This window comes from Allobosea sp. 05T439, assembly GCF_056396005.1.
Map to the genome: position 1 here is coordinate 1 of NZ_JBFTKP010000037.1, position 25,889 is coordinate 25,889.

Here is a 25,889-nt window from a genome sequence, read left to right on the forward strand (position 1 = left end):
CGTTGCAACCGTTCCGCCCAACGCCAGCACATATCCCGCCACGGCCTCTGGGTCACTGGCGACCTGCGCTTCCTTCACGATCTTGCCGTGCTCGGTGATGGCGCAGACCGCAGTCTTCGCCAATGACACATCCAATCCGATGAACAGCCWCATCCCGTAATCCTCCACCTTCAGGGTCGGTACGGGAACGGCGACAGCTTGCCCTTCTAGACGCAAGTGGCAATGGGCAGCGCGCGACGCAGGCCCCGTTACAGCATCTCCCTGATCGACAATCAGATCCCGCAGACCGCGACGGTCGACCGCAAGAAGGCGAAGGTGAGCGTTCGCTATGACGGGAAGCCAGACCTGAAACCGATCGAAGGCACCAGCCTCGAATATGTCGCCAATGCCGCGATACCGGTGATCAAGGCCGGCAGTTCCTATTATGCAGTCCAGAACGGTGTCTGGTTCGTCGCGAACAGCGCGGCCGGCCCCTGGACTGTCGCGACCGAAGTCCCGGCAGCGATCTACGCTATTCCGCCGAGTTCGCCCCTGCATTTCGTGACCTATGTCAGGGTCTACAGTTCCACCCCCGAGACCGTCTATGTCGGATATACCCCGGGCTATTACGGCACGGTCACCGCACCGGGCGGCGTCGTCGTCTACGGCACCGGCTATGTCTATCCGGCCTGGATCGGATCGGCCTGGTATCCGGCACCTCTGACCTATGGATATGGCACGGCTTTCGCCTGGGGCGCGGTGTCCGGGTTCACCCTGGGGGCCATTGCCGGCGCGGCCTGGGCCGGTGGCGCCTGGGGCTGGGGCGGCGGCTGGGGTTGGGGCCACAACAATGTGGTGATCAACAACTTCAATACGTTCAACCAGTTCAACTTCAACCACGCCAACATCTACAACCGCTGGACGAACAACTCGGTGCATAGCCGCATCGACACCCGCATCGCCAACCGGGGCGGGCTCACGCCCGGCCAGCGCGCCAATCTCGGCAACGCACGCGCCAATCTGAATGCGCAGGGCGGCCTGGGCGAGCGAGCTGGCAATCTGCGCCTGAATGACGGGAACATCCGTCAGAACGCCGGCTCGCCCGCAACCACCCACGCGCGAATGACCACTACGCGGGTCGCAACGGTGAGGTCTTCCGCCGCGGGAGCAATGGCTGGGAGCAGCATCAGAACGGTCGCTGGGCCAATGCCGGTGGCGGAGAGATCCGTAATCTCGACCGTGAGCAGATCGGCCGGTTCCATGGCGAGCGGATGGAAAACTTCCGAGGAGGCGGTGGATTCGCGGAGGCTGGCGGTTTCCGTGGCGGTGGCGGCTTCCACGGCGGCGGCTTCACCGGCGGCGGTGGGTTCCATGGCGGAGGAGGTTTCCGTGGCGGCGGATTCCATGGTGGTTTCCGTCGCTAGCGGAGACGCTGGTGCGGCCACGGCCGGCCGCATCCGGCCATTGCGCCTTCACCGCATCGCCCMCGGTCCCGTTCGCGGCAAGCTGTTTGCTTGTCGCGTCCGGCATGGCAGGTTGCCATCCGCCGGACAGGGAGATGCGACGCGATGGAGCTGAAGTGGCTGGAGGACTTTGTGAGCCTCTCGACAACCTTGAGTTTCTCGCGCTCGGCCCGTGAGCGCAACGTCACGCAATCTGCCCTGAGCCGCCGCATCCGGCAGCTCGAGAGCTGGCTCGGCCTGTCCTTGTTCGACCGCAGCAGCTACCCGATCGGCATCACGGAGGAGGGCAAAATCTTCCTGCCGCGGGCGCGTGAGATCCTGAAGCTGGTCCAGACCTCGCGACAGGAGGCGCGCCAGCAGCATGAAGACACGGCCGAAGTGCTGGTCTTCGCCACGCTCAACACCTTGTCCCTGACCTATTTCCCCGGCTTCATCAGGCGCATCGAGGAGCGGCTTGGGTCGGTGAAGACCCGTTTCTGCGACCAGTATTCGTCCTATGACGGCAATGTCGCGGTCCTGAACCAGGGCGAATGCGATTTCCTGCTGACCTATGCGCATGAGACCGTGCCGCTGCTGCTCGATCCCGCTCGTTTCATCTATCGCCGCCTTGGCTCCGAGCGCGCGATCCCGGTCTCGATCGCCGGCGCCGATGGCAGGCCGGTGCATGCTCTCCGCCCCACAGGAGAGCCCGTCCGAATGCTCAGCTACGGCAGCTGCTCGTTCTTTGCCCGTCGTCTGGCCAAGCTCTTCGCCGATCGGCCCGCCCCTCACGTCACCGTCTACGAGAACCCGATGTCGGTCGGCCTCAAGGCGATGGTTTTGGCTGGGCGCGGCATGGCCTGGATCCCGGAAAGCCTTATTACCGAGGAGCTGCGCAGCGGCGTGCTCGTGCCGGCGGCCGATCCCTCCTGGGAGCTGACCGCCGAAATCCGCCTCTACCGTGCCGCATCGCCAAGCCGGCACGGTGCCGAGCTTTTCTGGGCCGCCGTCGATGAGAACATGCCCCTGAGTGCGCCGGACGCACCTGTGCGCCCGATGCCGGGCAGGCTCTCCTATGCGCGGCCCGTCGCGACCAATGCGGGGGACAGGAAGTTGAGATTGGCTGCTGCGTCGATGCCGGCGAGCTGATCATAGAGCGTCGCGATCTCGGCCTCGTTCATCGTGGCCGCACAGCAATCGAGGAATTTTGACTCGCGATCCATGTCGTCGAAGGGGTCCGCAATCGAGCCCTTTGCCTCCGAGCGTTCGACGGTCAGCGTTCGCCCGTCCGCAAGCCGCACGGTCACACGATGCGGCAGGCGCCCGGCAGCGGCCTCCTCGCTCTTGTCATAGGCCCTCATGACCGTGCGCGGCAGAAGTTCGCGCACGGCCTGGCGCTGCACCGCCTCGGGCGTGAAATCGGCCAGCGACAAGCGGTCCTGCAGGAGCGCGAGCGCGACGCAGTAATGCATCGAGAAACGGGCCTGCATCTCGTCTTCCGGGTCGGGATAGGCGAGGTTACGCGCATTCGCGATACCGACCAGCGTCTCCACCGCAAGCACGTCCCCGCTCGTGAAGCCATGTTCGGCCTTCAGCCCGAGGATCGCGTCCACCGTGTAATGCGTGGAGCCGCAGCAGGGATGGCGCTTGGGGATGAGGCCCTCGCTCTCGATGACATGCGGCTCGGCAATGGCTATCCCGGCCCATCCCGCCGCGCTCGCGTCGCCGAACAGTTCGGCCACCCCCATCGGGCATTCCAGAATGTCGAGACGACCTGTCATGCCAGCCGCCGCAAGCGCAGCCGCGTCAACGGCATTGCGGGCGGCAAGCCCCGCATGCAGCGGCTTTGCCGGGGTCCCGAACTGCCCCTTGGGCCCGGCCGCCATGCTTGCCGCTACGCTCATGGCGCGCGCGATGCCCGCCGCATCGAGTCCCATCAGCCAGGCCGTGCCTGCTGCAGTTCCGATAGCCCCCACCGTCGAGGTCGCGTGCCACCCGAGCGTGTAATGCGCCGGATTGATGCCTCGCCCGACTATCGCCTGCGCCTCGAGCCCGACGAGATAGGCGTCCACGAAGCTGCGCCCGTTCGCGGCTCGACCATGCGCGACGGCAAGCAGGGCCGGCACGAGCACGGCCGAAGCATGGGTGATGCCCGGCCGGAAATTGTCGTCGTAATCGAGAGCATGCGCCGCCGTGCCGTTCACCAGGGCGGCGACGGCTTCCGATGCCCTGCCGCCACCAATGACGGCGGCTGCACCGGACGGCCCGATGCTGGCGGCGAAAGCCGCACGCACCGACTGCGTCGCCTGATCGTCGGCGCCGGCAATCATGCAGCCGATCGTATCGGCGATCGCATGACGCGCACGCGTCCGCGCCAGAGGAGCGAACCCAGGTCCGGACCGGCTCCAGGCCGCAATGCGTTCGATGGCACTCGACATAGGCTCTCCAGATCTGCGACGAGTACGACGAGAAGGGCCAGCGCGTCCGTCAGCCCACGCGCGCGTTGAGGATGAGGCGCAGCAGGCGCCCGAAGGCGAAGCGGTTGACCTCCTMGCCCTTCTTGTCGGTGTTGACGCGGTGCACGATCACCAGGTCGAGCGAGGGAATGACGAGGCAGTACTGCCCGCCGACGCCCTGGGCGCTGTAGCTGCCATCCGGCAGCACGACGCCCGGAAAACCAGCACCGGACCGCGACACCCACCACATATAGCCATAGCCGCCACGCGGGCCTGCATCCGAGAGCGGCAGGACACTGGTCGCCACCCAGTTGGCCGGCACCACCTGCCGGCTGCGCCAGCGGCCTCGCCGCAGGAACATCAGGCCGAAGCGGGCGAGATCGCGCGTCGACATCCGGAACGGATAGGCCGGGTGCACGGAGCAGTCGTCCGGCTCGATCCAGCCGTCGCGACGTTCCTCGTCGAAGCGGAAATCCTGCATGCCGAGCGGCCCGGCGATGCGCCCCTGGAAGTCATCATGGATGCCGGCACCGGTGAGCGCGCCGAAGATCGTGCCGAGAGCGTTGAAGTCCCAGTTGTTATAGGACCAGAAGGCGCCCGGCGCGTGCGAATGGCGCGGCTCCTTGATCGACTTCATCCAGGCCGATTCATACCCGGCCGGGTGAAAGATGCCCGAGCGCGCAGTTAGCAGGTCGTAGATCGTGGCCGCCTTCTCGCGTTCGCTCAGGCCGTCCTTGTCGTCGACTCCGAGCTGCGCCAGGCTGCGCGACAGGTCGATCGTGCCTTCGTCCTCATGGATACCGATGAGAGCGCTGAGGAAGCTCTTGCGGATCGAATGGCACTGGTAACGATGGGCGAGATCGCCGCGGCTCGCGACAACCCGGCCGCCCTGCACGATCATCAGCGTCGCAGTCGCGATCGTGTCGGCATAGCTCCAGACGCGGTCGAGGCCATCCGCGGACCAGCCCGCATCAGCGGGGTTTACCGCACTCCAGTCCTCATTCGGCCAGGCCGCATCCGCAACCTGTCCGTCCCCCGAAACGTCTTTGCGCATGGAAAAATCGCCTCCCCTGAGGATTGCAGTCACGAGGCCGGCCGGTACCCCGTGCTCGCCTCCAGGAATTCCCGCGTGTAAGGCTCGGCGGCGCGGCCGGCGCGCACGTCCTCGGCGCTCATCTCCTCGATGATGCGTCCTTCGCTCATCATGCCGACGCGCTCGCACAGATGCGTCACCACCGCGAGGTCGTGACTGACCATCAGATAGGTCAGGTCGCGGGCACGCCGGAGCTGCTTCAGCAGGTTGAGGATTTCGGCCTGGACCGAAACATCGAGCGCCGAGGTCGGCTCGTCGAGGAGCAGCAGTTCGGGCTCGATGATGAGTGCGCGCGCGATCGCGACGCGCTGGCGCTGGCCGCCCGAAAGCTCATGCGGGAAGCGATAGCGGAACGACGGCCCGAGCCCGACGGCCGATAGGATTTCGTCGATGCGCTCCTGATGCCGGTCGAACCCGTGAATCCGGAGAGGCTCGGCCAGGACGTATTGCACTATCTTGCGCGGATGAAGCGAGGCATAGGGGTCCTGGAAGACCATCTGCACCCGACGAAAAAAGCTCTTGTCGCGCTGGCGCGGCACCACCGTGTCGCGGAACCTGATCGTGCCCTCGTAATCGCGGTTGAGCCCGACGAGCGCACGCAGGATCGTCGACTTGCCGCAGCCGGACTCGCCGATCAGCCCGAAGGCTTCGCCGTGCCCGAGCGTGAAGGAGACATCGTCGACCGCGGTCATCGCGGCTGCGCCGCTGCCGAAGATGATGTTGAGATGGCTGACTGCGAGGGCGGTCTGCTGCGCAGCCCCAGAAGCGTTCGTGGCCGGAGCACTCATGTCGCCACTCCGCTGCGGATCGTCGGACCGTCGAGCCAGGCCGGGTCGCGGCTCGGGACCTGGAGCATGTCGGTGGCGCGGTCGAGCCGCGGCAGGCTGTCGAGCAGCGCGCGCGTATAGGGGTGGCGCGCATTGCGCAGGTCGCGCGCGGCGATGTCCTCCATGATCCGGCCGGCATACATGACCAACACGCGGTCGCAGAAATCGGCGACGAGGTTGAGGTCATGGCTGATGAACATCAGGCCCGCGCCACGCCGCGTGACGAGCTCGTCGAGAATGGTCAGGACCTGCCTTCGCACCGTCACGTCGAGGGCCGAAGTCGGCTCGTCGGCAATGATCAGGTCCGGCTCGGGAATGAGCATCATGGCAATCATGATGCGCTGCCCCATGCCGCCCGAAACCTCGTGCGGGAAGAGCTGGTAGACGCGGTCGGGATCGCGGATCTTCACCGCCTCGAGCATGGCCAGCGCCCGCGCTTCGGCCTCGCGCCGGCCGACCTTGTGATGCAGGCGGTAGGCTTCGGTGATCTGCTGGCCGACCCGCATCAGCGGGTTGAGCGAGAATTTCGGGTCCTGCAGGATCATCGAGATGCGGTTGCCTCGAATGCTCCGCATCTGCCGCTCGCTGGCGGCGAGCAGGTCGATGCCGTCGAAGGAGAGCCGCCTGGCGTCGATATGTGCGGYCTTCGGCGTCAGCTTCAGCACCGTGCGCCCGGTGAGCGACTTGCCCGAACCGGACTCGCCGACGATACCGACCTTCTCCCGGCCGACGTTGAACGAGATGCCCCGGACCGCCTGGGTGGTGCGATGAGCCCCCTTGAAGGACACGAAGAGGTCCTCGACCTCGAGCAGCGGCTTAGCCATGACGCGGATCCAGGATATCGCGCAGGCCATCCCCGAAGAGGTTGAAGGCGAGGCTGGTGATCAGGATGGCGGTACCGGGAATGGCCGCAATCCAGCCATTGGTCAAAATGAACTCCCGGCCGGAAGCCAGCATGGCGCCCCATTCCGGGCTCGGCGGCTGCGCACCGAGGCCGAGGAAACCGAGCCCCGCAGCGGTGAGGATGATCGCTGCCATGTTGAGCGTGAGGCGCACCACGACAGAGGGAATGCACATCGGCACGACATGGCCAAGGATGATGCGCAACGGCGAGGCTCCCTGCAGCCGCACGGCGGCAATATAGTCCGACTTGCGGATCGACAGGGTTTCCGCGCGGGCAAGCCGGGCGATCGGTGGCCAGGCGGCGAGCGCAATCGCGATGATGGCGTTCTCGATGCCCGGGCCGAGCGCGGCGACGAAGGCGAGCGCCAGCACCAGGCTCGGGAAGGCCAGGAAGACATCGACCACGCGCATCAGCACGATATCGACCCAGCCGCCGAGATAACCGGAGGTGGTGCCGATGATCAAACCGAGCGGCGCGACGATGATCGCCGTCAGCAAGGCAATGTAGAGCGTGATGCGGGCGCCGAAGACGAGCCGGCTGAAGATATCGCGGCCGAGTTCGTCCGTGCCGAGCCAATGCGCCGCCGACGGCCGCATCAGCCGCTTGCCGAGATCCTGGGCATAGATGTCATGCGTCGCGATCAGCGGCGCAAACAAGGCCGCCAGCACGATGAGTACGATGACGGCCAGCCCGAACAGCGCCGACGGGTTGGCCTTGAGCCGCCACCATTTCAGGGACAGCTGCTGCATACGCGCCTGGAATGGCGAGGCCGGAACGGGGGCCGTAAGCCAGGCCTTGAGGCCTGTGCCGGACGTTTCAAGAGGGGGAGCGGACATGGCGTGCCTTCACCGGGTGCGCGGGTCGAAGACCCGGTAGAGCAGGTCGCAGAGCAGATTGAGCGTGACGAAGATGACGCCGACGAGCAGCGTGCAGCCGACCACGGCATTCATGTCGCCCGCGAGCAGGGCATTGGTCAGGTAGCGGCCGAAACCGGGCCAGGCGAAGACCGTCTCCGTGAGCACCGCCCCTTCCAGCAGGAAGGCGTAGGAGAGCGCCACGACGGTCACGACCTGCACGGCGATATTGCGAAAGGCATGGCCCCAAACGGTGCGCGACCAGGACAGCCCCTTGACCCGCGCCGTCACCACATATTCCTGGCTCAGCTGCTCGATCATGAAGCTGCGCGTCATGCGGCTGATATAGGCGAACGCGCCGAAGGCCAGGATCGAGGCCGGCAGGATGATGTGCGAGAAGGCGTTGCCGAACATCTCCCAGTTGCCCGCCATGGCACTGTCGATGAGCAGGAAGCCGGTCACATGCTCGAGGTCGAACTCATAGGTGAAGTCGATGCGCCCCGGCCCCGCCACCCAGCCGAGCGTGGCGTAGAACAGGACGAGCCCCATCAGGCCGAGCCAGAAATTGGGGGCGGAATAACCGATCAGCCCGACGACGCGTGACAGCTGGTCGATCCACGTATCGCGGTACATGGCGGCGAGCACGCCCATCGGAATGCCGAGCCCCGTACCGATGATGATCGCCACGCTGGCGAGCTCGATCGTCGCCGGGAAGACGCGGGCGATGTCTTCCATCACCGGTTTCCCGGTGGTCAGCGCCGTCCCGAAATCGAGATGCAGGATGCCCCAGACATAGCGCGCGAACTGCACCCAGAGCGGCTGGTCGAGACCGAGCTGCCGGTACATCGCGTCATAGGCTTCCTGGGTCGCGTTGTCGCCGAGCACCGCGGCAACGGGATCAAGCGGCAGCAGGCGACCGATGAAGAAGGTGAGCGCCGCGAGCCCGAACAGGGTCACGGCAACGGAAATGATGGTCCTTCCGGTTGCCCAGACCCAGGACGGAAGACCCTTCCGCCCTGGACTCGCAAACCGACGGGAGCCGACCTCGGCGACTTCGGACACCAGCCAGCCTTACTTGCTGGTTCGGGCGTAGTAGGTCTTGAAGCCGGTCCAGCTCCAGTCCTTCAGGTCCTTGCGGACACCCGCGATGTTGTACATCTGGAACATGAAGGCCATCGGCCCCTTGGCCATGACGTCCTTCTGAATCTCGGCGTAGAGCGCGTCGCGCTTGGCCGTGTCGGCTTCCAGCAAGGCTTCGTCGATCTTGGCGTTGAGCGCCAGGTCCTGATACGACGAACGCCAGCTCGGATATTGCGTCTGCTTCGCCTCGGCCCGGTTGTCGGGATTGAAGACGAGGCGCGAGGCATTCCCATGCGCATCCGGCACGCCGGTCTGCCAGGCCAGCATCGCCGACTGGAATTCGCGGCCGCGAACCTTGCTGAACAGCTGGGCATTGGCCATCCGCTCGAGCGACAGCTTCACGCCGATCTTGGAGGCGTTCTGCTGCACGCTTTGGGCGATCGGCGCCGAATGCGGCAAGGTGCCGAAGATCAGGCTGGCTTCGAAACCGTTCGGATAGCCCGCCTCGGTCAGGAGCTGCTTGGCCTTGTCGAGGTCGAGCTTGAAGGGCTGGCCCTCCTTCTCGTCCAATGCGCCGACCGCTCCAAGCTGCGCGAAGCTCGCCCGCGGCACCCCGAGATAGGTCATGATCGTCTTGCCGAGACCGTCATAGTCGATCAGGTAGCGCATCGCGAGGCGCACCTTCTCCTTGGAGAAGGGGCCGTCCGCAACGTTGAAGTTCCAGAAGAACAGCTGCGGCCGCAGAACCTTGAGGATCGAGACATCCTTCGAGGCTTCGAGGTCCTTGACGTCCTCGGGCGTCAGGTCACGCGCGACGTCGACGTCGCCCTGCCCCAGCAGCAGGCGCTGGGTGCCGGCTTCCGCGACATGCCGGATCAGCACGCGCTTCAGCGCCGGAGCCTTGCCCCAATAGCCCTCGTTCGCCTCGAGCACGATGGACTCGCCCGCGTTCCAGCGCGTCAGCTTGTAGGGGCCGACGCAGGCCGTGCGGGTGCCGAGATACTTATTGCCGAGATCACCATTCTGCTCATTGGCCATGATGGTCTTCATGTCCATCACGGCAGCGACGCGGTTGGCGGCGATCGCCTGCAGGATCAGCGTCGTCGGATAGGCCTTGTCGAGCTTGAACACGACCGTATTGGCATCCGGCGCCACGATGCGCTGATCGACCGTGTCCTTGGTGAAGCCGTATTCGGTCAGGGTCGCGGCATTGCCGAAATTGAGTTTGACCACGCGGCGCAGCGACCAGAGGACATCCTCAGCGGTCACCGGATTGCCGGACGGGAACTTGGCGCCCTTGCGCAGGTGGAAGGTGATCTCCTTGCGATCCGGCGAGACGTCCCAGCGCTCGGCGAAGAGCGGGACAACCTTGCGCTCGTCGGCCGGGTCGAAATCGACCAGCGTGTCGCAGGTGTTCTGCAGGATCTCGTTGGTCACGACCTCGCCGACCTGGGCCGGATCGAAAGTGCTGATCGCGTCGATATTCCACGCCATCACCAGGGCGTTCTTCGGCGTGGCGGCGCCGGCCGTCGTGGCAGCAGCGCAAACGGCCGCCGCAGCGGCGACGCTGGAGAGAAGATACCGCGCGGCGCGAGGCGCGCGCGTCTCCGTCGACTGGTCTTGCTTGGCCATGGTCAGTTCCCGCTCTCGTGATTGTTCTTGGTCAAGACTTGCTGTGGTCGCTAGGCCTGCGCTGTGTCTCCCGCGCAGGCCCGGCTGAAAGGCTCAGGCGGCTTCGGGCCGCGGCTGGATCGGCGGCTTCACCTCGGCCGGGATCGGGCAGATATAGGGCGTCCTGGTCGTCCGCTCCTGGTGATCCTTCTTGGCGCGCGCCAGCAGCGTCTCGTCGCTCATCACGTCGACGGCCGTACCGGCCATGATCTTGGCGGCATGAACCATGCCCTTATGCGCGGCCGGGGCCTTGCCTTGCGCCGTGATCTGCCAGGAATGGCCGGGCGTGCCGATGGCATGCGTCGCGACGCGTGCCTGGATGGTCGGCACCTTCCAGCTGACATCCGCGACGTCGGTCGAGCCGACCATCGGCACGCCTCTGGCATCCCTGGGGATCACGAAATCGCAGAGCGGGGTGTTCTCGCGCGGCGCGACGCCGGTKCGGCGATAGTCGTTCAGGATGTCGGCCTCGCTCAGCGTCGCCTGGATCTGGGCGGCGTAGGCGCGGTCGGCATCGTCGAACGGCACGGGCCCGAGGCGCTGGATGTTCTGGAACATCGCCTCTTCGAGCGGCGTATTGCCGAGCATGTTGGAAACCGCGCTCATGATCGAGATCGAGACCTTGGTCTCGGTCATCAGCGCCGCCCCCTCGGCGACTTTCTTGACCCGTTCATTGAGCTCCAGCATGCCCGCGAGATCGCGGGCGCGGATCGCATAACGTACCTTTGCCGAAGCCTGCACGACGTTCGGCGCGATACCCCCGGAATCGAGCATGGCATAGTGGATGCGGGCATCCGACGGCATGTGTTCGCGCATGTAGTTGACGCCGACATTCATCAGCTCGACGGCATCGAGTGCGCTGCGTCCCAGATGCGGCGCCGCCGCCGCGTGCGAGGCGCGGCCGGTGAAGTGGAAGTCCATGCGCGTATTGGCGAGCGACAGCGCCTCGTCGACCCGCGTCATCGACGCCGGGTGCCAGGTGATGGCGACATCGACATCGTCGAAGGCGCCGGCACGCACCATGAAGGCCTTCGCTGCGCCACCCTCTTCCGCCGGGCAGCCGAAATAGCGCACCCGCCCGGGGCGCCCCGTCTCGGCAAGCCAGTCCTTGAGCGCGGTCGCGGCCAGCAGCGCGGCCGAGCCGAGCATGTTGTGGCCGCAGCCATGGCCATGTCCGCCACCCTCGACCGGGCGCGGCTCGGCGATATTCGCCTCCTGGCTCAGGCCGGGCAACGCATCATATTCGCCGAGGAAGGCGATCACCGGGCCGCCCTCGCCCGCTTCGCCCATCACCGCAGTCGGAATGCCGGCGACATTCTCGGTCACGCGGAAGCCCTGTTCCTTCAGCATCGCCGTATGCTCGGCGACCGAGCGGTACTCGGTATAGGCGATCTCGGGCATGCCCCAGACCCGGTCGCTCAGCGCCTCGAAGGGCTGCCGCTTGGCATCGACCAATTGCCAGATCGTCTCTGAATTACGCATGGCGTCCTCTCGTATTCCAGATGCTGTCACAGATGCTTACGCAGAAAGCGTGCGACGGCCCCGAAGACCGTGCGCCGGTTCTCGATCCGGGCGAAGCCATGGCCCTCATGCGGGATGCGGACATACTCGACCGGATGGCCGCGGCCGCGCAGCACCGAATAAATCATCTCGCTCTCGCCGGGAGGCACACGCGGATCGTCGAGCCCCTGCGCGATAAACAGCGGCGCGCGAATATGGCCTGCCTTGTGGATCGGCGAGAAGCGGATCAGGTCGTCCCGATCGGCAACGAGATCGCCATATTCGACCGCGCGCAGATACTTGCGCCACGGCCCCGTGGTTTCGAGCATCGTCAGGAAATTGGCGATGCCGTAGAACTCGACGCCGACCTTCCACAATTCGGGTTGTTCGGTCAGCGCGGCGAGCACCATGAAGCCGCCATAGGAACGCCCATAGACCGCGACGCGCTCGTCATCGACCTCCGGTTGTTCGCGCAGCCACAACCGCACCGCCTTGAGGTCCGCGACACTGTCCATGCGCAGATGCTTGTCGTCGAGATGCTGGTAGGCGCGGCCATAGCCGGTCGAGCCACGCACATTGGGGGCGACGACCATGATGCCTTGGCTCAGGAAGAACTGCAGGTCGGCCCGGAAGATCGGCGTCCACTGCGCTTCCGGTCCGCCATGCACCACGACCACGGCCGGATAGCCGCCCGCCGGAGCCTTGCTCCGCGGCCGGTAGACGAAGAAGGGCACTTCGAGACCGTCGAAGCTCGCGGCGCGCTCGACGCTCGGCTCGACAAAGCTGCTTGAATCGAGACCTGCCTTGGATGCATCCGTCAGCCGCGTTGCCGTGCGGGTAGCCACATCGAAGCGCCAGATATCCGGAGACGAGGTCGCACCATCGAGCGGGAACACGAGGCCGCTGCCGTCGGGAACCCAGGCCACCGAGCCGATGGTCCCGCGCGGCAAGCCGGCGACCTCGAACTCCTCGGCCGTCGCGAGATCACGAATGAAAACGCGGTTCCAGCCTTCCTCGTTCGCCACATAGGCGAGGCGGCCCTGGTCAGGCGCGAGCGCGATCGCCTCGATATCCTGCTTCTCCCGCTCGACGATCCAGGTGACGCGCCCCTCGGCCAGTGCACAGAAGGCGACACCGAGATGCTCGCGCCCCTGATCGGACACGAAGAAGAAGCCGCTGCCATCCTTCTTCATGCGGCTGACGACATAGCGCGCGCGGCCCTCATGCGGCAGCAATGGCGTGAGGCTGCCAGTCTCGAGATCGAGGCGATGCAGGTCCTGATMGCTCATCGAACGCGTGGCGTTGGCGACGAGCAGCGACTTGCCATCGGGGAAGAAGGCGACCGCCTCACGATAGCCGGAGCCTTGATGGACGCGCTTGGCGGTGCGCGTAGCGAGTTCCATGACGTAGACGTCCATATGCTCGCAATCGCGGGCATTGGAGGTGAATGCGATGCGTTGTCCGTCCGGCGCCCAGGCGCCCCAGGCATGCACGACCGTCGGATCGTCGGTAAGCGGCTCAGGCACTCCGGAGGCGCCCGGCACCAACCAGAGTTGGTGCCGCTCGTCGCCACCGCAATCCATCGTGAAGAGGAGGTCGCGGCCCTTGGGGTTGAAGGAGATCGCGCCGATCGGCTCCGGCATATCGGTCAGGCGCCAGGGCGCTCCGCCCGCGAGCGGCCGCAGCCAGATCTGGTGCGTGCCACTCTCGTCGCTGAGATAGGCCAGCAATTCGCCGTCGGGCGCGATGGCGGGGCTCTTTGCGCTCCGGACCTCGAGATAGGGCTCGATGCCGATGCGAATCTGGTTTGCGGCCTCGTACATGGGCTCTCCCTCAGGCCGCCTGGGCCAGCATCACATCGCGCAACCGGTCCGTTGCCTCGCGCAGGGCTTGCGACAACGCCGGCGCACTCGGCGTCGCTGCGTGGTTCGCTTCGGTCACGATCGTGAACCGGGCTTCGGGCCAGGCCTTTTTCAGCTGCCAGGCCGTGCTCATCGGCGTCACCGTATCGTAGCGCCCCTGCACGATCTCGGCCGGCAAATGGCGGATGCGACCGATGTCGCTCAGCAATTGGCCGGAGGGAAGGAAGGCCCCGTTCATGCAGTAATGCGTGAAGATCCGGGAGATCGCGAGCGCGGCGTCGGTGTCGGTCAGCGTCGCGACATGGTCCGGGTCGGGCAGGAACGTCTGGGTCTGCGCCGAAAAGGTCCTGAGGCTGACCGCCGCTGCAGCACGCAACCCGGCATCGTCGCTGGTCAGGCGCTTGTAATAGGCCAAGAGCAGATCATGACGCTCCGCCGCCGGCACGAATTCGGCAAAAGCCTCCCAATGATCCGGGAAGATCATACGCGAGCCCTGGAACCACCAGTCGATCTCCGAGCGCTGCGCCATGAAGATGCCATGCAGACGGAAGCCGAGACAGCGCTCGGGATGGCTCTGGCCGTAGGCGAGCCCAAGACAGCTGCCCCAGGACCCGCCGGTGACGAGCCAGCGCTCGATGCCAAGATGCCTGCGGATACGCTMCAGATCGGCGATCAGGTCCTGCGTCGTGTTGCCGTCGAGTTCCGCATGCGGGGTCGATTTCCCGGCACCGCGCTGGTCGAAGGTCACGATATTGAAGACGGCAGGGTCGAAGGTCCGGCGCTGGGCCGGCTTGGTGCCGCCGCCCGGACCGCCATGCAGAAAAACGACCGGAATGCCGTCCGGATTGCCGCTGGTCTCAACATGGAGTTCATGCGCGCCCCCCACCGCAAGCCGAAAAGCGCGGTAAGGCTCAAGCGCGGGGTAAAGAACGTCATCGTAGGCCGACACGCCTTGCTCCAACGAAAAACGCGCTGAAGCCAGCGCTCAACCATCTCGATGACCTAACGATGCCACGCTCGGCCCGATGCTGGCTAATGCAATTTGGGTTCGATGTTATGCGCCTGTGGAATAGTTTTGCAGCATACCCGTCCCCGACCTCCTGTTGCCTTGGGCGCCGCGGCCAGCCGCGCGGGCAGGCTCTTATTTCCGCTGAGGCAAAGGCCCTCGCCATGTCCCCAGCAGCATATCGAGAAAGCGCTCCGCAGCCGGAGCAAGGCGAACGCCGCGGCGACGCACCACGCCAATGGTCCGCGAGACCTCCGGATCGCGGATCGGGCGCGTCACGATGATGGGATGCTCTCCGGTCGGCGTTGCAAGGCGCGGCAAAACCGAGATGCCAAGCCCGGCTTCGACCAGCCCCAGCGAGGTCGACAGATGCGTGACTTCGAAGGACCAGTCCAGCCGCACGCCGACCCGTACCAGGGCCGCGTCGAGGATGGCGCGATTGCCGCTCGCCCGGCTGACGGTGACCAGTGGATGCCCTTCGAGATCGGCCCAGCCGAGCGATGGCTTGCTCGCCAGGATATGGTCGCGCCGGCAGGCGAGGACGAACGGGTCTTCGAGCAGCGGCTCGAAGCTCAGATCGGGATCGGAGCCGCCGAGCAGATTGATGCCGAATTCGACCTCGCCGCGCGCCACGCTCTCCAGGCCATCATTGGCCGAGAGGTCGAGGATCCGGAACCGAATATTGGGATACTGCTCCGAGAAGCGCGCGATCACCGAGGGCAGGAAGTAAAACGCGGCCGTCGGCACACAGGCGAGCGCGATCTGCCCTGCTCGCCTCGTGCCAAGATCGCGCATCGCGAAGATCGATGAATCGAACTCGTCCAGCATGCGCCGCACCAGCGGCAGCATCTCGCGCCCGACCATGGTCAGCGCCACGCGCCGCGTCGTGCGTTCGAGCAGGGCCGCGCCGACCGCTGCCTCGAGCCGCTGGATGCGCCGGCTCAGCGCCGGCTGCGACATGTTGAGGGCCTCTGCGGCGCGGTGGAACCCCTCCAGTTCAACCACCGCGATGAACGCGCGCAGATCAAGCGCTTCGAAATTGATGCTCATGGCGCATCAATAACACCGATCTCTGCATTTCACAGAGGTTTCACGATCTGGGATGAGAGCCCGTCACTCACCGCTGGACGCCGCCCTTGCCCGATCCGCTCAAGCCCACTCATGCACGTGCCCTGCGCATTCCCTGCGTGCTGATGCGCGGCGGCACATCCCGCGGCCCGTTCTTCCTGGAAACCGATCTGCCGGCTGACCCGGAGGCGCGCGACCGCGTGCTGCTCGCAGCAATGGGGTCGCCTCACACGCTGCAACTCGACGGGATCGGGGGCGGCAATTCGCTGACCAGCAAGGTCGCCATCGTCGGCAACGCGTCACGCCCGGATGCCGATATCGATTACCTCTTCGCCCAGGTCGCAGTCGACCGGGCTCATGTCGATCTCGGTCCGAACTGCGGCAACATGCTCTCCGCCATCGGCCCCTTCGCCATCGAGGCCGGCCTCGTGCCGGCATGCGATGGTGAGACGATGGTTCGGATCTACAACCGCAATACCGCCTCGCTGATCGAGGCGGTGGTGCAGACCCCCGGCAAACGTGTCGAGTATGACGGCACAACCGCGATCGACGGCGTTTCAGGCACTGCAGCCCCGATCAAGCTGACCTTCCTCGAAGCCGTCGGTTCCAAGACCGGCTCCCTGCTGCCGACCGGCAAGCCGCGCGAGTTGATCGATGGTGTGCCGGTCACGTTGATCGACTATGCCACGCCGATGCTGCTCGTCCGCGCTACCGATTTCGGCCTTGCCGGTGACGAGATGCCGGCGGAGCTCGACGCGAATACGGCCCTGCTGGCGCGGCTGGAGGAGATACGGCGCGAGGCGGGCAGGCGCATGGGTCTTGGCGACGTCGCCGGCCGGGTCATTCCCAAGATCGGACTGCTTTCGACGGCCCGCCAGGGCGGCAGCCTGACCTCACGCTATTTCACGCCGGACCGCTGCCATCGCAGCCATGCCGTCACCGGCGCACTCTGCATCGCCGTCGCCAGTCAGGTCGCCGGCAGCGTTGCGCAAGAGGTAGGTCTCGCGGACGCCGCCTCGCTGGTGACGATCGAACATCCGAGCGGCCGTATCCAGGTCGACCTCGCTCTCGACGCATCTGGCCAGGTTGCCAGAGCCAGCCTGGTGCGCACCGCGCGCCGTATCTTTGAAGGCCATGTCATCGTCCCCGCCAGCGCGATTGGCGCGCTGCCAGAAGGGACTGCAATCGGAGGAAATTCCCATCATGACACCGACGCGTCGCCACTTCTGCAGCCTGCTGACGACTGCAGCCGCCAGCGCCTGTCTGCCTGAGCTGGCATTCGCTCAGGCAGCATTTCCCGAGCGGCCGATGCGCCTGCTGGTGCCTTACGCGGCCGGCGGCGGAACGGACGCGATCGCGCGTCTGGTCGCCCAGGGCGTTGGAGAAAAGCTCGGCCAGTCACTGGTCGTGGAGAATAACGGATCGGCCGGCGGCAACCTGATCACCGCACAGGCCGCCACCTCTCCCGCGGATGGCTACACGGTGCTGATGGCCAATCAGGGCCCGATGGTGGTCAACCCGCACCTGTTCAAGAACGTCAAGGTCGATCCGCTGACGGCCTTCGACCCGATCACCCTGATTTCCGCAGCTCCGCTGGTCGTCGTCGTGGCGCAGAATTCGCCCCACAAGACGATCAAGGACCTGATCAGCTTCGGCGAGAAGAATCCGGGCAAACTGACCTACGGCTCTGCCGGCAACGGTTCGGCCAGCCACCTGGCCACCGTTCTGCTGGCGCAGATGGCGCAGTTCACAGCCGTGCACGTGCCCTATCGTGGCGCAGGCCCGGCCCTGACCGACCTCCTCGCCGGCCAGTCCGATTTCATGATCACCACCGTGCCGTCGGTTCTCGGGCTGATCGAAGGCAGCAAGGTGCGCGCGCTGGCGGTGACCGGCAAGGAGCGGGCCAAGCTCTTCCCGGAGGTGCCCTCGGTCGCAGAAAGCGGCTGGGCCGGTTACGAGGCGACAGCCTGGTATGGTTTCGTCGTGCCGAAGGGGACGCCGAAGGATGTCGCTGCAAAGCTCCGCACCGCCACGGTGGAGGCCATCAACGACGCGACCATCCGCGAACGGCTGAAGAACGAAGGCGCCGAGCCGATCGGCAATACGCCGGCCGAGTTCGCTGCGATGATGGAAGCGGAGTCGAAGCGCTGGGCCGGCATCATCAAGCAGGCCCAGATCGCGGTAAACTAGGCCCGAGACGGGCCAATCCATACAAAGACCTGCGTCACGGCCCGCCAGCGGCAGGCCGTGACGCAGCGTACTTATCCAGCCTGAGCGATTCCGGGCCTAGCTCTCGCCTCTTTGCGGCAGGCGAGGCAGCAGGATCGTAAGCAGCCCCAGCAGCGGCAGGTAGGAGCAGACGCGGTAGACGAAGGCGATACCGTGCGTATCGGCGAAGTTGCCAAGCAGGGCCGCTCCAAGTCCACCCGCGCCAAAGGCAAAGCCGAAAAACACGCCGGCGATCAGGCCGACACGGCCGGGCACGAGTTCCTGTGCGAAGACGACAATCGCAGAGAATGCCGAGGCGAAGATCAAGCCGATCACGACGCTCAGCACGCCGGTCCAGAACAGGCTCGCATAAGGCAGCAGCAGCGCGAACGGGATCACACCCAGGATCGAGAACCAGATCACGAAACGCGCTCCGAACCGGTCCCCGATCGGCCCACCCAGAAAGGTCCCGACTGCGGCTGCACCGAGGAAGAGAAACAGCATCAGCTGCGCATCGCGCATGCCGAGCTGGAACTGGTCGATCACGTAAAAGGTGAAATAGCTCGAGATGCTGGCCATGTAGACATTCTTGGTCGCGGTCAGCAGCACGAGGATGAGGAACGCCAGTGCGACGCGCCCCTGCGGCAACGGCAGCGTGCGACTGACGGCAGGACGGCTGGCATTCTGGCGGCGATGACCGGCATACCAGGCCCCGACCCAGCCGAGCACGATCATGCCCAGCATCGCTATGGCCGAGAACCACGCCACACTGCCCTGGCCGAATGGCAACACCACGAAGGCCGCGAGCAGCGGTCCGATGGCCGAGCCCATATTGCCGCCAACCTGGAAAAGCGATTGCGCCAGGCCGTGGCGGCCGCCGGAGGCAAGGCGAGCCACCCGTGACGCCTCCGGGTGGAAGATTGCGGAACCGAAGCCGATCAGGCTCGCCGCCATGAGCAGCATCGCAAAGCTATGCGCATTGCCCAGCAGGATCAGTCCGGCGCAGGTGCAGGCCATCCCGGCCGGCAGCGAATAGGGCATCGGCCAACGATCGGTCACCATCCCGACGACCGGCTGCAGCAGCGAGGCCGTGACCTGGAAGGTCATGGTCAGCAGTCCGATCTGGACGAAATCGAGAGCGTAGTTTGCCTTGAACAGCGGGTAGAGCGAGGCAAGAAGCGATTGCATCACATCGTTGAGCAGGTGGCAGAAGCTCACCGCCAGCAGGATCGATGTCGTCGTCTTCTCGAAACGGGACCTGGTCCCGGGGAACGCTGCAACCATCTCAATTCGTCTCCAGCGCGGGCCGCAAACACCGGCTTATCGCCGCCATGCCTCTTTACAGAGCGCCTCCTTGACCTGCATTCGTGTTTCGGTCGAATTCTTTTGCGTTTGGGCCAAAGATGAGAAAACTGCCGCAGCATCTGCTCGAGGCGCGCGACGAGGCTCACCGCCGTAACCTCGGATGGATTGCCTATGCCGAGGCCGACATCCTGGTGCACAGCAACGAGGATCCGGCGGGCTACACCATCCCTCTCCATAGCCACCAGCGCATCCAGTTGCTCTGCGTCTTCTCCGGCGTGGTGGCAGTCGCGACCGAGCGCGGCCGCTGGATGATTCCGCAAGGCCACGCGCTGCTGATCCCTCACCATCTCGAGCATTCCGTGGAAATGCTGAGCGATGTCAGCATGCGATCGGTCTATCTTCTGCCCCGGGAGGGCGTCCTGGCCGATCCCGAGCCGGTGGTGCTCGAGGTAACGGATCTTGCGCGCAGCCTCATCATCGAAGCGATCCGCCTGCGCGAGGCGCCCGCCGGAAGCCGCAAGCTCACATTGAGCCTTCAGCTCCTGATGGAAGAGATCGCCTCCCTCGAATCCCGTCCTCTCGGCCTTCCCTTCCCGGCCGACAGGAGACTCGCGGCGCTATGCCGGGCCTATATGGCAGCGCCGTCGGCGAATGCCCGGCTCGACACCTGGGCGGAAGCGCTTGCGATGAGCCGCCGAACTTTCACACGCTTCTTCCTCAKGGAGACGGGCGTCAGCTTCGCGACCTGGCGGCAACAGGCCAGCCTGTTCGCCTGTCTGCCGAAACTCGCGGAAGGCGCGCCGGTGACGCAGATCGCCATGCTGGCGGGCTACGAGAACGTCGCCGCCTTCACCACGATGTTCCGCCGCCTGCTTGGGACCTCGCCGCGCAGCTACATGAAGGCCTCGATCACCGGCTAGGCCCGCGCCGGCTCGCCAGGGCCGCTATGTCCGGTTTCCTTCCGGCAGTGGCGACCTCCAGGACGAGCTGGTGTCGATCCGGGTCGTGGCGAAGCGCTCGCGGAGCCACTTGGCTGCCGGACCGCATGGCCGCTGCTTGTGCCAGATCATCTCGAGCGCGATCGGCCAATCCGCGTCGTCGAATTGAAGATCCGGCGTGATCAGACCGGGGGCGGCCGGCGAATTCGCGATGACATGGTCGGACACGAAGGCCCAGCCGATGCCGTGCTTCACCATTTCCAGAATGACCCAGTGGCTTTCCACCCACCAGACCTCGGCGGCAACGCGCAGGCGCCGCTTCTCCGGCCCGTCGCTTCTGGCGGCGACGAGGATCTGCCTGTAGCGCTTCAGCTCTTCCCAATCGACGCGGGCCTTGGCAAGCGGATGGTCCTTGCCGCAAACCAGCTTGAGCGGGACCCATCCGATCGTCTGGAAGCCAAGCTCCGTCGGCAAGACCTCCTGACGCCACATCACCCCGATATCGGCTTTCCCCGCGAGGACCAGCCGGCTCACATCCTCCATCAGCGGAAACAGGATTTCGAGCTCAACATGGGGGAAGTGCCGCGCGAAATCGGCAAAGAGCGCCCCCAGAGCGTGCTCCGGGTAAAGTTCGTCGATCGCGATGACAAGCCGCTTCTCGACATGAGCCTCGAAGCTGCGCGCGACGCCGATGAGGTGTTCGCTGCGATCGAGCACGACCTTGGCCTCGCGCAGCAATCTTTCGCCCGCCGGAGTGAGCACGGGATTGCGCCCAGCCCTGCTGAACAGAGCGACGCCGAGATCCTCCTCGAGATTCGAGACCTGCGTGCTCACGGCTGATTGCGCTTTGCGAAGCGCGCGCGCTGCCCCGGAGAACGAGCCATGCTCCGCTGCCGCGACGAAGGCCCGAAGTTGGTCCAGCGAAACCGTCATCTATCTGATTATCAGATACGATCCAACTTGATGCAATCGAAATGACAGATAGAGAACGCGGCCATCAATCCTAGTGAAGGCCCCTTAGCACATGCGCTCCGTTCGAGACCGAATCCGCCACGCACTCATGTTCGAGGCGATCGGATTAGCCATTGTMATTCCAGCGGGAGCCTATCTGTTCGGCCTGCCGGCGGGCCATATCGGCGTCATCGGCGTCGGCAGCGCAACCGTCGCTACGATCTGGAACTTCCTCTTCAACCTGGGCTTTGACCATGCGATGCAGCGTATGGTCGGCCATACCCATAAGGGTATCGGCACGCGCATCCTCCATGTCGCGTTGTTCGAGGGCGGACTTCTGATGATCCTGCTGCCCCCGATCGCCTGGTATCTCGGCATTACCCTGATGCAGGCCTTTGTGATGGATATCGCGATCGTCGTCTTCTACGTCGTCTACGCCTTCAGCTTCAACCTGGCCTATGATCGGGTCTTCCCGATCCCGGCGAGCCCGGCCTATGCCATGTGACGCTGAGACTGTCTTCGCGGCGTCAGCTCATCATGGCGGCCGCGCGCTGGACCGCGGGCCTCATCTCCAGCCGGAGACGAAGCCCGCCCGATGACGAGTGCGAGGACCCGTATCGCTGATAAATCCGCTGCTGCGGGCGAGCCGGATCGGGGTGCCGTTCAGGCTGCTTCCGGCCCGGCTCGAACAGCCCCTTCACTTGGCTCTGTGCCTGAGGGTTGGCGCTAACCGCCAATCTTGAAGGAATAGGTCGTGCTCAATCCGAACGAGAACTGGTCGCGCGCGCCAATGGTGCGGACGATCGGCGAGCGCGCGGCATCCTGGAGCAGGCGGTCATAGCGGGCATAGGCCGTGGTCTTCCAGACGTCCGACCATGCATATTCGAGTGCCGCCGCGAGGCCCGCCGATTTGACGCCTCCCGACGGGCTGTAGGCGGCGAGGATGCCGTTAGCCTGCGATTCCTCCGGCGTCACACCGAAATTCCTGCGCATGTACGCCTGGTTGCCGAAGGACAGGCGCGGACCACCCGAGAGCGTGAAGCGGCCGATCGGTTGAACCCAGTCGACGAAGATATCGGCGACGATGCCATGATGGCCGTGGAAGCCCTGCCGTACCTCGATACGAGTCCGTAGCCGGTMCTCGATCGGCCAGAACTCGGCGAAGGCGCCAGCCTCGATCGTCCAGGGCACGTCTCGCATGCCGAACAGTTTTCGATCCGAGCCGGAATAGCGACCCGACTTCAGGTCGCCGACGACGCCCATGCTGAAGCGGCTCGTCTCATACAGGGCGAAGTCCAGCCCCTCGTCGGGTGCGCTGAACCCTTCCGGCTCGCCAACCCGCCGCCAGCTCAGCGACGGCGTGCCCGACGGTCCGTAGGCCTTTGCGCCGTCATATTTGGGACCGATCTGACCCGAGCCGCCGAGCGTCACGATCCAGCCGGAGGCCGGAGTGGGGTTCAGCAGCGCCGGAGCCGGATCGGCCGCGACAGCAACCTGGGATCCAGCGACCAGGCACAGACCGGCGACGGCAAGCTTAGGGTAGGCGGGCACAATCGTCGCTCCTGCAGGACACCCAATCGCTTGCCATATCTGAACTCTGTCGCAAACCGGTAAAGATCGAACCCAGCGTCACTCGACGATTTTTCTGCCGAGTTTCACGTCCAGTTTCTTAATGCGGTGCCACAGGCTGCGCTCGGCAATGCCGAGGAGCCGCGCGGCCTGGACCTGGACGCCGTCCGTACGCCGCAGCGCCTCGATGATGAAGCCGCGCTCGAGCCGCTCGAGTTCGGCATCGAGATCGTTCGGGAGGCGATCGCGCTCGGCGCGCCGCGCGCCACCTTCAAACAAGTCGCGAGGCAGATCCGGGACGTCGATGGTCGGGGACTTCGCGACGATCACGGCGCGCTCGACGCAATTATGCAGCTCACGGATATTACCGGGCCAGTCATGGCCGTCCATCGCCGAGAGAGCGGCCGGGGTAAAGCCGGTCACGCGCTTGCCCATCGCCTCGGCCAGCGTCGCGAGGAAATGGGCGGCGAGGATCGGGATGTCCTCGCGCCGCTCACGCAGGGCAGGCAACTGGATCGGGAAGACGTTGAGCCGATAGAACAGGTCCTCCCGGAACTCGCCGGACGCAACCGCCTGGCGCATGTCCCTATGGGTTGCCGCGATCAGCCGGACATCCACCGTCTGGCTGCGGGTGCCGCCGACAGGTTCGAAGCTGCGCTCCTGAACCGCACGCAACAGCTTCGCCTGAACGGCGATCGGCATATCGCCGATCTCGTCGAGGAAGAGCGTTCCGCCATCGGCGGCGGCGAAGCGGCCGACGCGGTTGGCCAGCGCTCCGGTAAAGGCACCTTTCACATGACCGAAGAGCTCGCTTTCGAGCAATGTCTCGGGGATGGCAGCGCAATTGATCGCGACAAAGGGCTTGTTCCGGCGCGGACTGTTGAAATGGATCGCGCGTGCGACGACCTCCTTGCCGGTGCCGCTTTCTCCGTTGAGCATAACCGTGGCGCGCGTCTCACAGACCTCGGTGACCTGCTCGATCACCCTTCTGAAGGGCGGGCTTGTTCCGATCAGATTTTCGAAGCTGTAACGGCCCTCGAGTTCGCCCCGCAGCCGCTCATTGTCGCGCACCACCTCGGCCAGCCGCAAGGCGCGGCGAATGACGGCCGCGACATCCTCCATCTCGAACGGCTTGGCGATGTAGTCGAAGGCGCCCTCCTTCACGAGTTCGACAGCATCGCGAACCGTGGCAAAGGCGGTGATGACCACGACCGGAACATCCGGCCAGCGCTTGCGCACCTCCTGTAGCAGGGCGCGCCCATCCATCCCGGGCAGGCGCAGATCAGTCAACACGAGGTCGAACCGTTCCTGCTCCAGACTGGAAAGCGCCTCGCGGGCGTTTTCGACGGCGGTCGCGCGATAGCCGAGATCATCCAGCGCAGCCGCCAGAACATCGGCCAGTCGGGTTTCGTCATCGACGACCAGGATGCTGTGGGTCATCCGGGTGCTCCACGCTCCAGCAAAGGCAATGTAATTGTGAACGAGGCGCCCTGCCCCGGCGGGCTCGCATAATGGGCGCGGCCACCATGCGCAGCAGCGACGGATTGCACCTTCGCGAGGCCAAGCCCCGTGCCCTTCGTCTTGGTGGTGAAGAAGGGATTGAAGATCTCGCCCCTGATCTCGTCCGCCACGCCATCCCCCTGATCGCTGATTGTCAGCGAAATCTCTCCATCGGCCGATGTGAGCTCCGCCGTGATCATTCCGCCGGCGGGCATCGCATCGATCGCGTTCAGGACGAGATTCAGGCCCGCCTGATGGAGCTGGTCCGGGTCGCCCGAGATCAGCCCACCCCCGCTATGATCCCTGATGTCGAGGACGACGTCATGACGGTCAAGCTCCGGCATGGCGATCGAGGCCACCCGATCGATCACCGCGCGGAATGGAAAGACCGTCTTGCTCGGCGCCTTGGGCTGAGCGAAGTCGAGAAAGTCCCGCACCAGCGTCTCGATGCGGCGTACCTCCTCGATCACATAACCAAGCATGCGGTCCTCGGCGGCCCCGAGCTTGGCGCGATTGCGCACCACCTCGGTCGAGGTCTTGATGATACCGAGCGGGTTGCGGACTTCATGGGCAATCACCATCGCCGCTTGCCCAAGGGCCGAGAGCCTGTCGCGACGCCGGAGCTCGGTCTCCAGAGCATGCAGCTTGCCGAGCTGCTCCGCCATACCGTTGAAGCCTGCGGCGAGCTGCGCAATCTCGCGCCCGCCGGTTTCAGGAACCCGTTGCTTGAAATCGCCGGCTGCAATCGCCCGGACGCCGCGCGTCAACGCACGCAGCGGCTTGACCAGGATACCCGACATCGCAGCGCCGACGATGATCGAGATGAGGCTACCTAGCAGGAAGATGCCGATGAAGAGCTGGGATGGTCCAAGCTGCTCGAAGAAGTCGGCACCGCTCGGCAGCCCGATGAATGCGACAGCCGCCAGCTTGCCATCGATACCGCGGAAGGCGGTGTAGACCGCACGATAGGCGCCGCCATCGGCCTCGCGGTCGAAGATCGTATCCTCGCCCTTCGCCAGGCGCTCACGGATCGCATCGGGTACCGTGCGCGTATCGTCCGGATGGGTCAGCATGACGGATTCGAGGCCCGCGCTGGTCTCGGCGAAGAGCCGGACATCCAGCGAGGTCACCACCTTGATGCTGCCGAGATAAGAATCATCGAGCCAGGTGCCGACAAGAACGTAAGCCGGCTTGTCATTGACCTGGACGCTCTGCACGGCGCCGGCCATGAGGTGCTTTTCATCCCCGGTCGTGATCTTGAAGATGCCCTGGCTCGTTTCGGTGGGCAGGACAGCCGAGGACGTGAAGTCGCGCGAGTTGAACAGCATTTCGCGCCGATCGTCATAGATCGCGATCAGGTCATAGCCGACCGAACTGAGCAGCGCGAACTCCCGCTCGATGGCCTTGGGGCGGCGAAGATCGCCATGGACCGAAGTCTCCAGGCGGTGGCCGATGACGCTGGAGACGCGCTGCGCCTCCTGAGTCGCTTCGGTCACCTCGAGCATGAAGAAGCGCGAGGTCTCGCCGAGCCATTGCTCGACATTCGCCTCAAAGGCGGAGGAGATCAGCCGTGCCGCGACATAGGCAGAGGTCAGCATCGCCGGGACGCTGACGAGCAGGAAGCCGATCACAAGCCTCAACCGCAGCGACGTCTTGCGAATTGGCATCAAGCCGTC

General features: G+C 65.1%; 21 protein-coding genes and 1 pseudogene. 6 read left to right on the forward strand and 16 right to left on the reverse strand.

Going from position 1 to position 25,889, the window contains the following annotated elements; translation table 11 throughout:
* Positions 1-222: 222 nt before the first annotated feature.
* Complete coding sequence (locus tag AC1DIO_RS28205) at positions 223-1,557, forward strand: hypothetical protein (RefSeq protein WP_476854414.1); 1,335 nt, start codon at positions 223-225, stop codon at positions 1,555-1,557.
* 17 nt (positions 1,558-1,574) lie between these two features.
* Positions 1,575-2,570, forward strand: coding sequence for a LysR family transcriptional regulator (locus AC1DIO_RS28210; protein ID WP_441504497.1), 996 nt, complete (start codon positions 1,575-1,577; stop codon positions 2,568-2,570).
* Here the strand turns inward: AC1DIO_RS28210 and AC1DIO_RS28215 are convergent.
* The 11 genes and pseudogenes from AC1DIO_RS28215 to AC1DIO_RS28265 all read right to left on the reverse strand — a co-directional run bounded on the left by AC1DIO_RS28215 (position 2,495) and on the right by AC1DIO_RS28265 (position 15,724).
* Entirely contained in the window at positions 2,495-3,859 is a 1,365-nt protein-coding gene (locus tag AC1DIO_RS28215; RefSeq protein WP_441504496.1) for an MmgE/PrpD family protein, read from the reverse strand. The two genes, AC1DIO_RS28210 and AC1DIO_RS28215, sit on opposite strands and share 76 nt — an antisense overlap.
* Before the next feature lie 49 nt (positions 3,860-3,908).
* Complete coding sequence (locus tag AC1DIO_RS28220) at positions 3,909-4,931, reverse strand: serine hydrolase domain-containing protein (protein WP_476854415.1); 1,023 nt, start codon at positions 4,929-4,931, stop codon at positions 3,909-3,911.
* A 29-nt stretch (positions 4,932-4,960) separates the two neighbouring features.
* On the reverse strand, positions 4,961-5,758 hold the full coding sequence (locus tag AC1DIO_RS28225) for an ABC transporter ATP-binding protein (RefSeq protein WP_476854416.1): 798 nt from the start codon (positions 5,756-5,758) through the stop codon (positions 4,961-4,963).
* Positions 5,755-6,543: pseudogene (locus tag AC1DIO_RS28230) on the reverse strand (ABC transporter ATP-binding protein); the annotation flags it as partial. The gene AC1DIO_RS28225 and the pseudogene AC1DIO_RS28230, both read right to left, overlap by 4 nt.
* A gap of 70 nt (positions 6,544-6,613) precedes the next feature.
* A complete protein-coding gene (locus AC1DIO_RS28235) occupies positions 6,614-7,537 on the reverse strand; it encodes an ABC transporter permease (RefSeq protein ID WP_441504495.1) in 924 nt (307 codons plus the stop codon).
* A gap of 9 nt (positions 7,538-7,546) precedes the next feature.
* Positions 7,547-8,620 (reverse strand): ABC transporter permease, encoded by a 1,074-nt coding sequence (locus AC1DIO_RS28240; protein ID WP_441504516.1) that lies wholly within the window; start codon positions 8,618-8,620, stop codon positions 7,547-7,549.
* A 6-nt stretch (positions 8,621-8,626) separates the two neighbouring features.
* The gene (locus AC1DIO_RS28245) at positions 8,627-10,267 is read right to left on the reverse strand and encodes an ABC transporter substrate-binding protein (RefSeq protein ID WP_441488118.1); all 1,641 of its coding nucleotides are present in this window, start codon (positions 10,265-10,267) and stop codon (positions 8,627-8,629) included.
* 93 nt (positions 10,268-10,360) lie between these two features.
* Positions 10,361-11,788 (reverse strand): M20 family metallopeptidase, encoded by a 1,428-nt coding sequence (locus AC1DIO_RS28250; RefSeq protein ID WP_441504494.1) that lies wholly within the window; start codon positions 11,786-11,788, stop codon positions 10,361-10,363.
* A 26-nt stretch (positions 11,789-11,814) separates the two neighbouring features.
* Positions 11,815-13,629: a S9 family peptidase gene (locus AC1DIO_RS28255; RefSeq protein ID WP_476854417.1), complete on the reverse strand. Its 1,815-nt coding sequence runs from the start codon at positions 13,627-13,629 to the stop codon at positions 11,815-11,817.
* A gap of 10 nt (positions 13,630-13,639) precedes the next feature.
* Complete coding sequence (pip, locus tag AC1DIO_RS28260; RefSeq protein WP_476854418.1) at positions 13,640-14,617, reverse strand: prolyl aminopeptidase; 978 nt, start codon at positions 14,615-14,617, stop codon at positions 13,640-13,642.
* 192 nt (positions 14,618-14,809) lie between these two features.
* Entirely contained in the window at positions 14,810-15,724 is a 915-nt protein-coding gene (locus AC1DIO_RS28265) for a LysR family transcriptional regulator (protein WP_476775636.1), read from the reverse strand.
* An 86-nt stretch (positions 15,725-15,810) separates the two neighbouring features.
* Between AC1DIO_RS28265 and AC1DIO_RS28270 the strand changes: the two genes are divergently transcribed.
* Both AC1DIO_RS28270 and AC1DIO_RS28275 read left to right on the forward strand, forming a co-directional pair.
* Positions 15,811-17,013 carry a 4-oxalomesaconate tautomerase gene (locus tag AC1DIO_RS28270; RefSeq protein WP_476770900.1) on the forward strand — a complete coding sequence of 401 codons (1,203 nt, stop codon included), beginning with the start codon at positions 15,811-15,813 and terminating at the stop codon, positions 17,011-17,013.
* Positions 16,946-17,932, forward strand: a complete 987-nt coding sequence (locus tag AC1DIO_RS28275; protein ID WP_441504489.1) for a Bug family tripartite tricarboxylate transporter substrate binding protein — start codon at positions 16,946-16,948, stop codon at positions 17,930-17,932. The genes AC1DIO_RS28270 and AC1DIO_RS28275 overlap by 68 nt, the downstream gene beginning before the upstream one ends.
* 96 nt (positions 17,933-18,028) lie before the next feature.
* Here AC1DIO_RS28275 and AC1DIO_RS28280 read toward each other — a convergent pair whose 3' ends face one another.
* Positions 18,029-19,234, reverse strand: coding sequence for an MFS transporter (locus AC1DIO_RS28280; RefSeq protein ID WP_441488111.1), 1,206 nt, complete (start codon positions 19,232-19,234; stop codon positions 18,029-18,031).
* A gap of 119 nt (positions 19,235-19,353) precedes the next feature.
* Between AC1DIO_RS28280 and AC1DIO_RS28285 the strand changes: the two genes are divergently transcribed.
* Positions 19,354-20,175 carry an AraC family transcriptional regulator gene (locus AC1DIO_RS28285; protein WP_476854419.1) on the forward strand — a complete coding sequence of 274 codons (822 nt, stop codon included), beginning with the start codon at positions 19,354-19,356 and terminating at the stop codon, positions 20,173-20,175.
* Between the two features lie 24 nt (positions 20,176-20,199).
* Here the strand turns inward: AC1DIO_RS28285 and AC1DIO_RS28290 are convergent, their stop codons facing one another.
* The gene (locus AC1DIO_RS28290) at positions 20,200-21,126 is read right to left on the reverse strand and encodes a LysR family transcriptional regulator (protein WP_441488109.1); all 927 of its coding nucleotides are present in this window, start codon (positions 21,124-21,126) and stop codon (positions 20,200-20,202) included.
* 91 nt (positions 21,127-21,217) lie between these two features.
* On the opposite strand from AC1DIO_RS28290, the gene AC1DIO_RS28295 reads away from it, so the two are divergent.
* Positions 21,218-21,649, forward strand: coding sequence for a PACE efflux transporter (locus AC1DIO_RS28295; protein WP_476854420.1), 432 nt, complete (start codon positions 21,218-21,220; stop codon positions 21,647-21,649).
* Positions 21,650-21,870: 221 nt separating this feature from the next.
* On the opposite strand, the gene AC1DIO_RS28300 is transcribed toward AC1DIO_RS28295, so the two are convergent.
* The 3 genes from AC1DIO_RS28300 to AC1DIO_RS28310 all read right to left on the reverse strand — a co-directional run bounded on the left by AC1DIO_RS28300 (position 21,871) and on the right by AC1DIO_RS28310 (position 25,880).
* Positions 21,871-22,695: a MipA/OmpV family protein gene (locus AC1DIO_RS28300; RefSeq protein ID WP_476854421.1), complete on the reverse strand. Its 825-nt coding sequence runs from the start codon at positions 22,693-22,695 to the stop codon at positions 21,871-21,873.
* 78 nt (positions 22,696-22,773) lie between these two features.
* Complete coding sequence (locus tag AC1DIO_RS28305) at positions 22,774-24,153, reverse strand: sigma-54-dependent transcriptional regulator (protein WP_441488106.1); 1,380 nt, start codon at positions 24,151-24,153, stop codon at positions 22,774-22,776.
* Positions 24,150-25,880, reverse strand: a complete 1,731-nt coding sequence (locus tag AC1DIO_RS28310; protein WP_441504486.1) for an ATP-binding protein — start codon at positions 25,878-25,880, stop codon at positions 24,150-24,152. The genes AC1DIO_RS28305 and AC1DIO_RS28310 overlap by 4 nt, the downstream gene beginning before the upstream one ends.
* Positions 25,881-25,889: the final 9 nt, after the last annotated feature.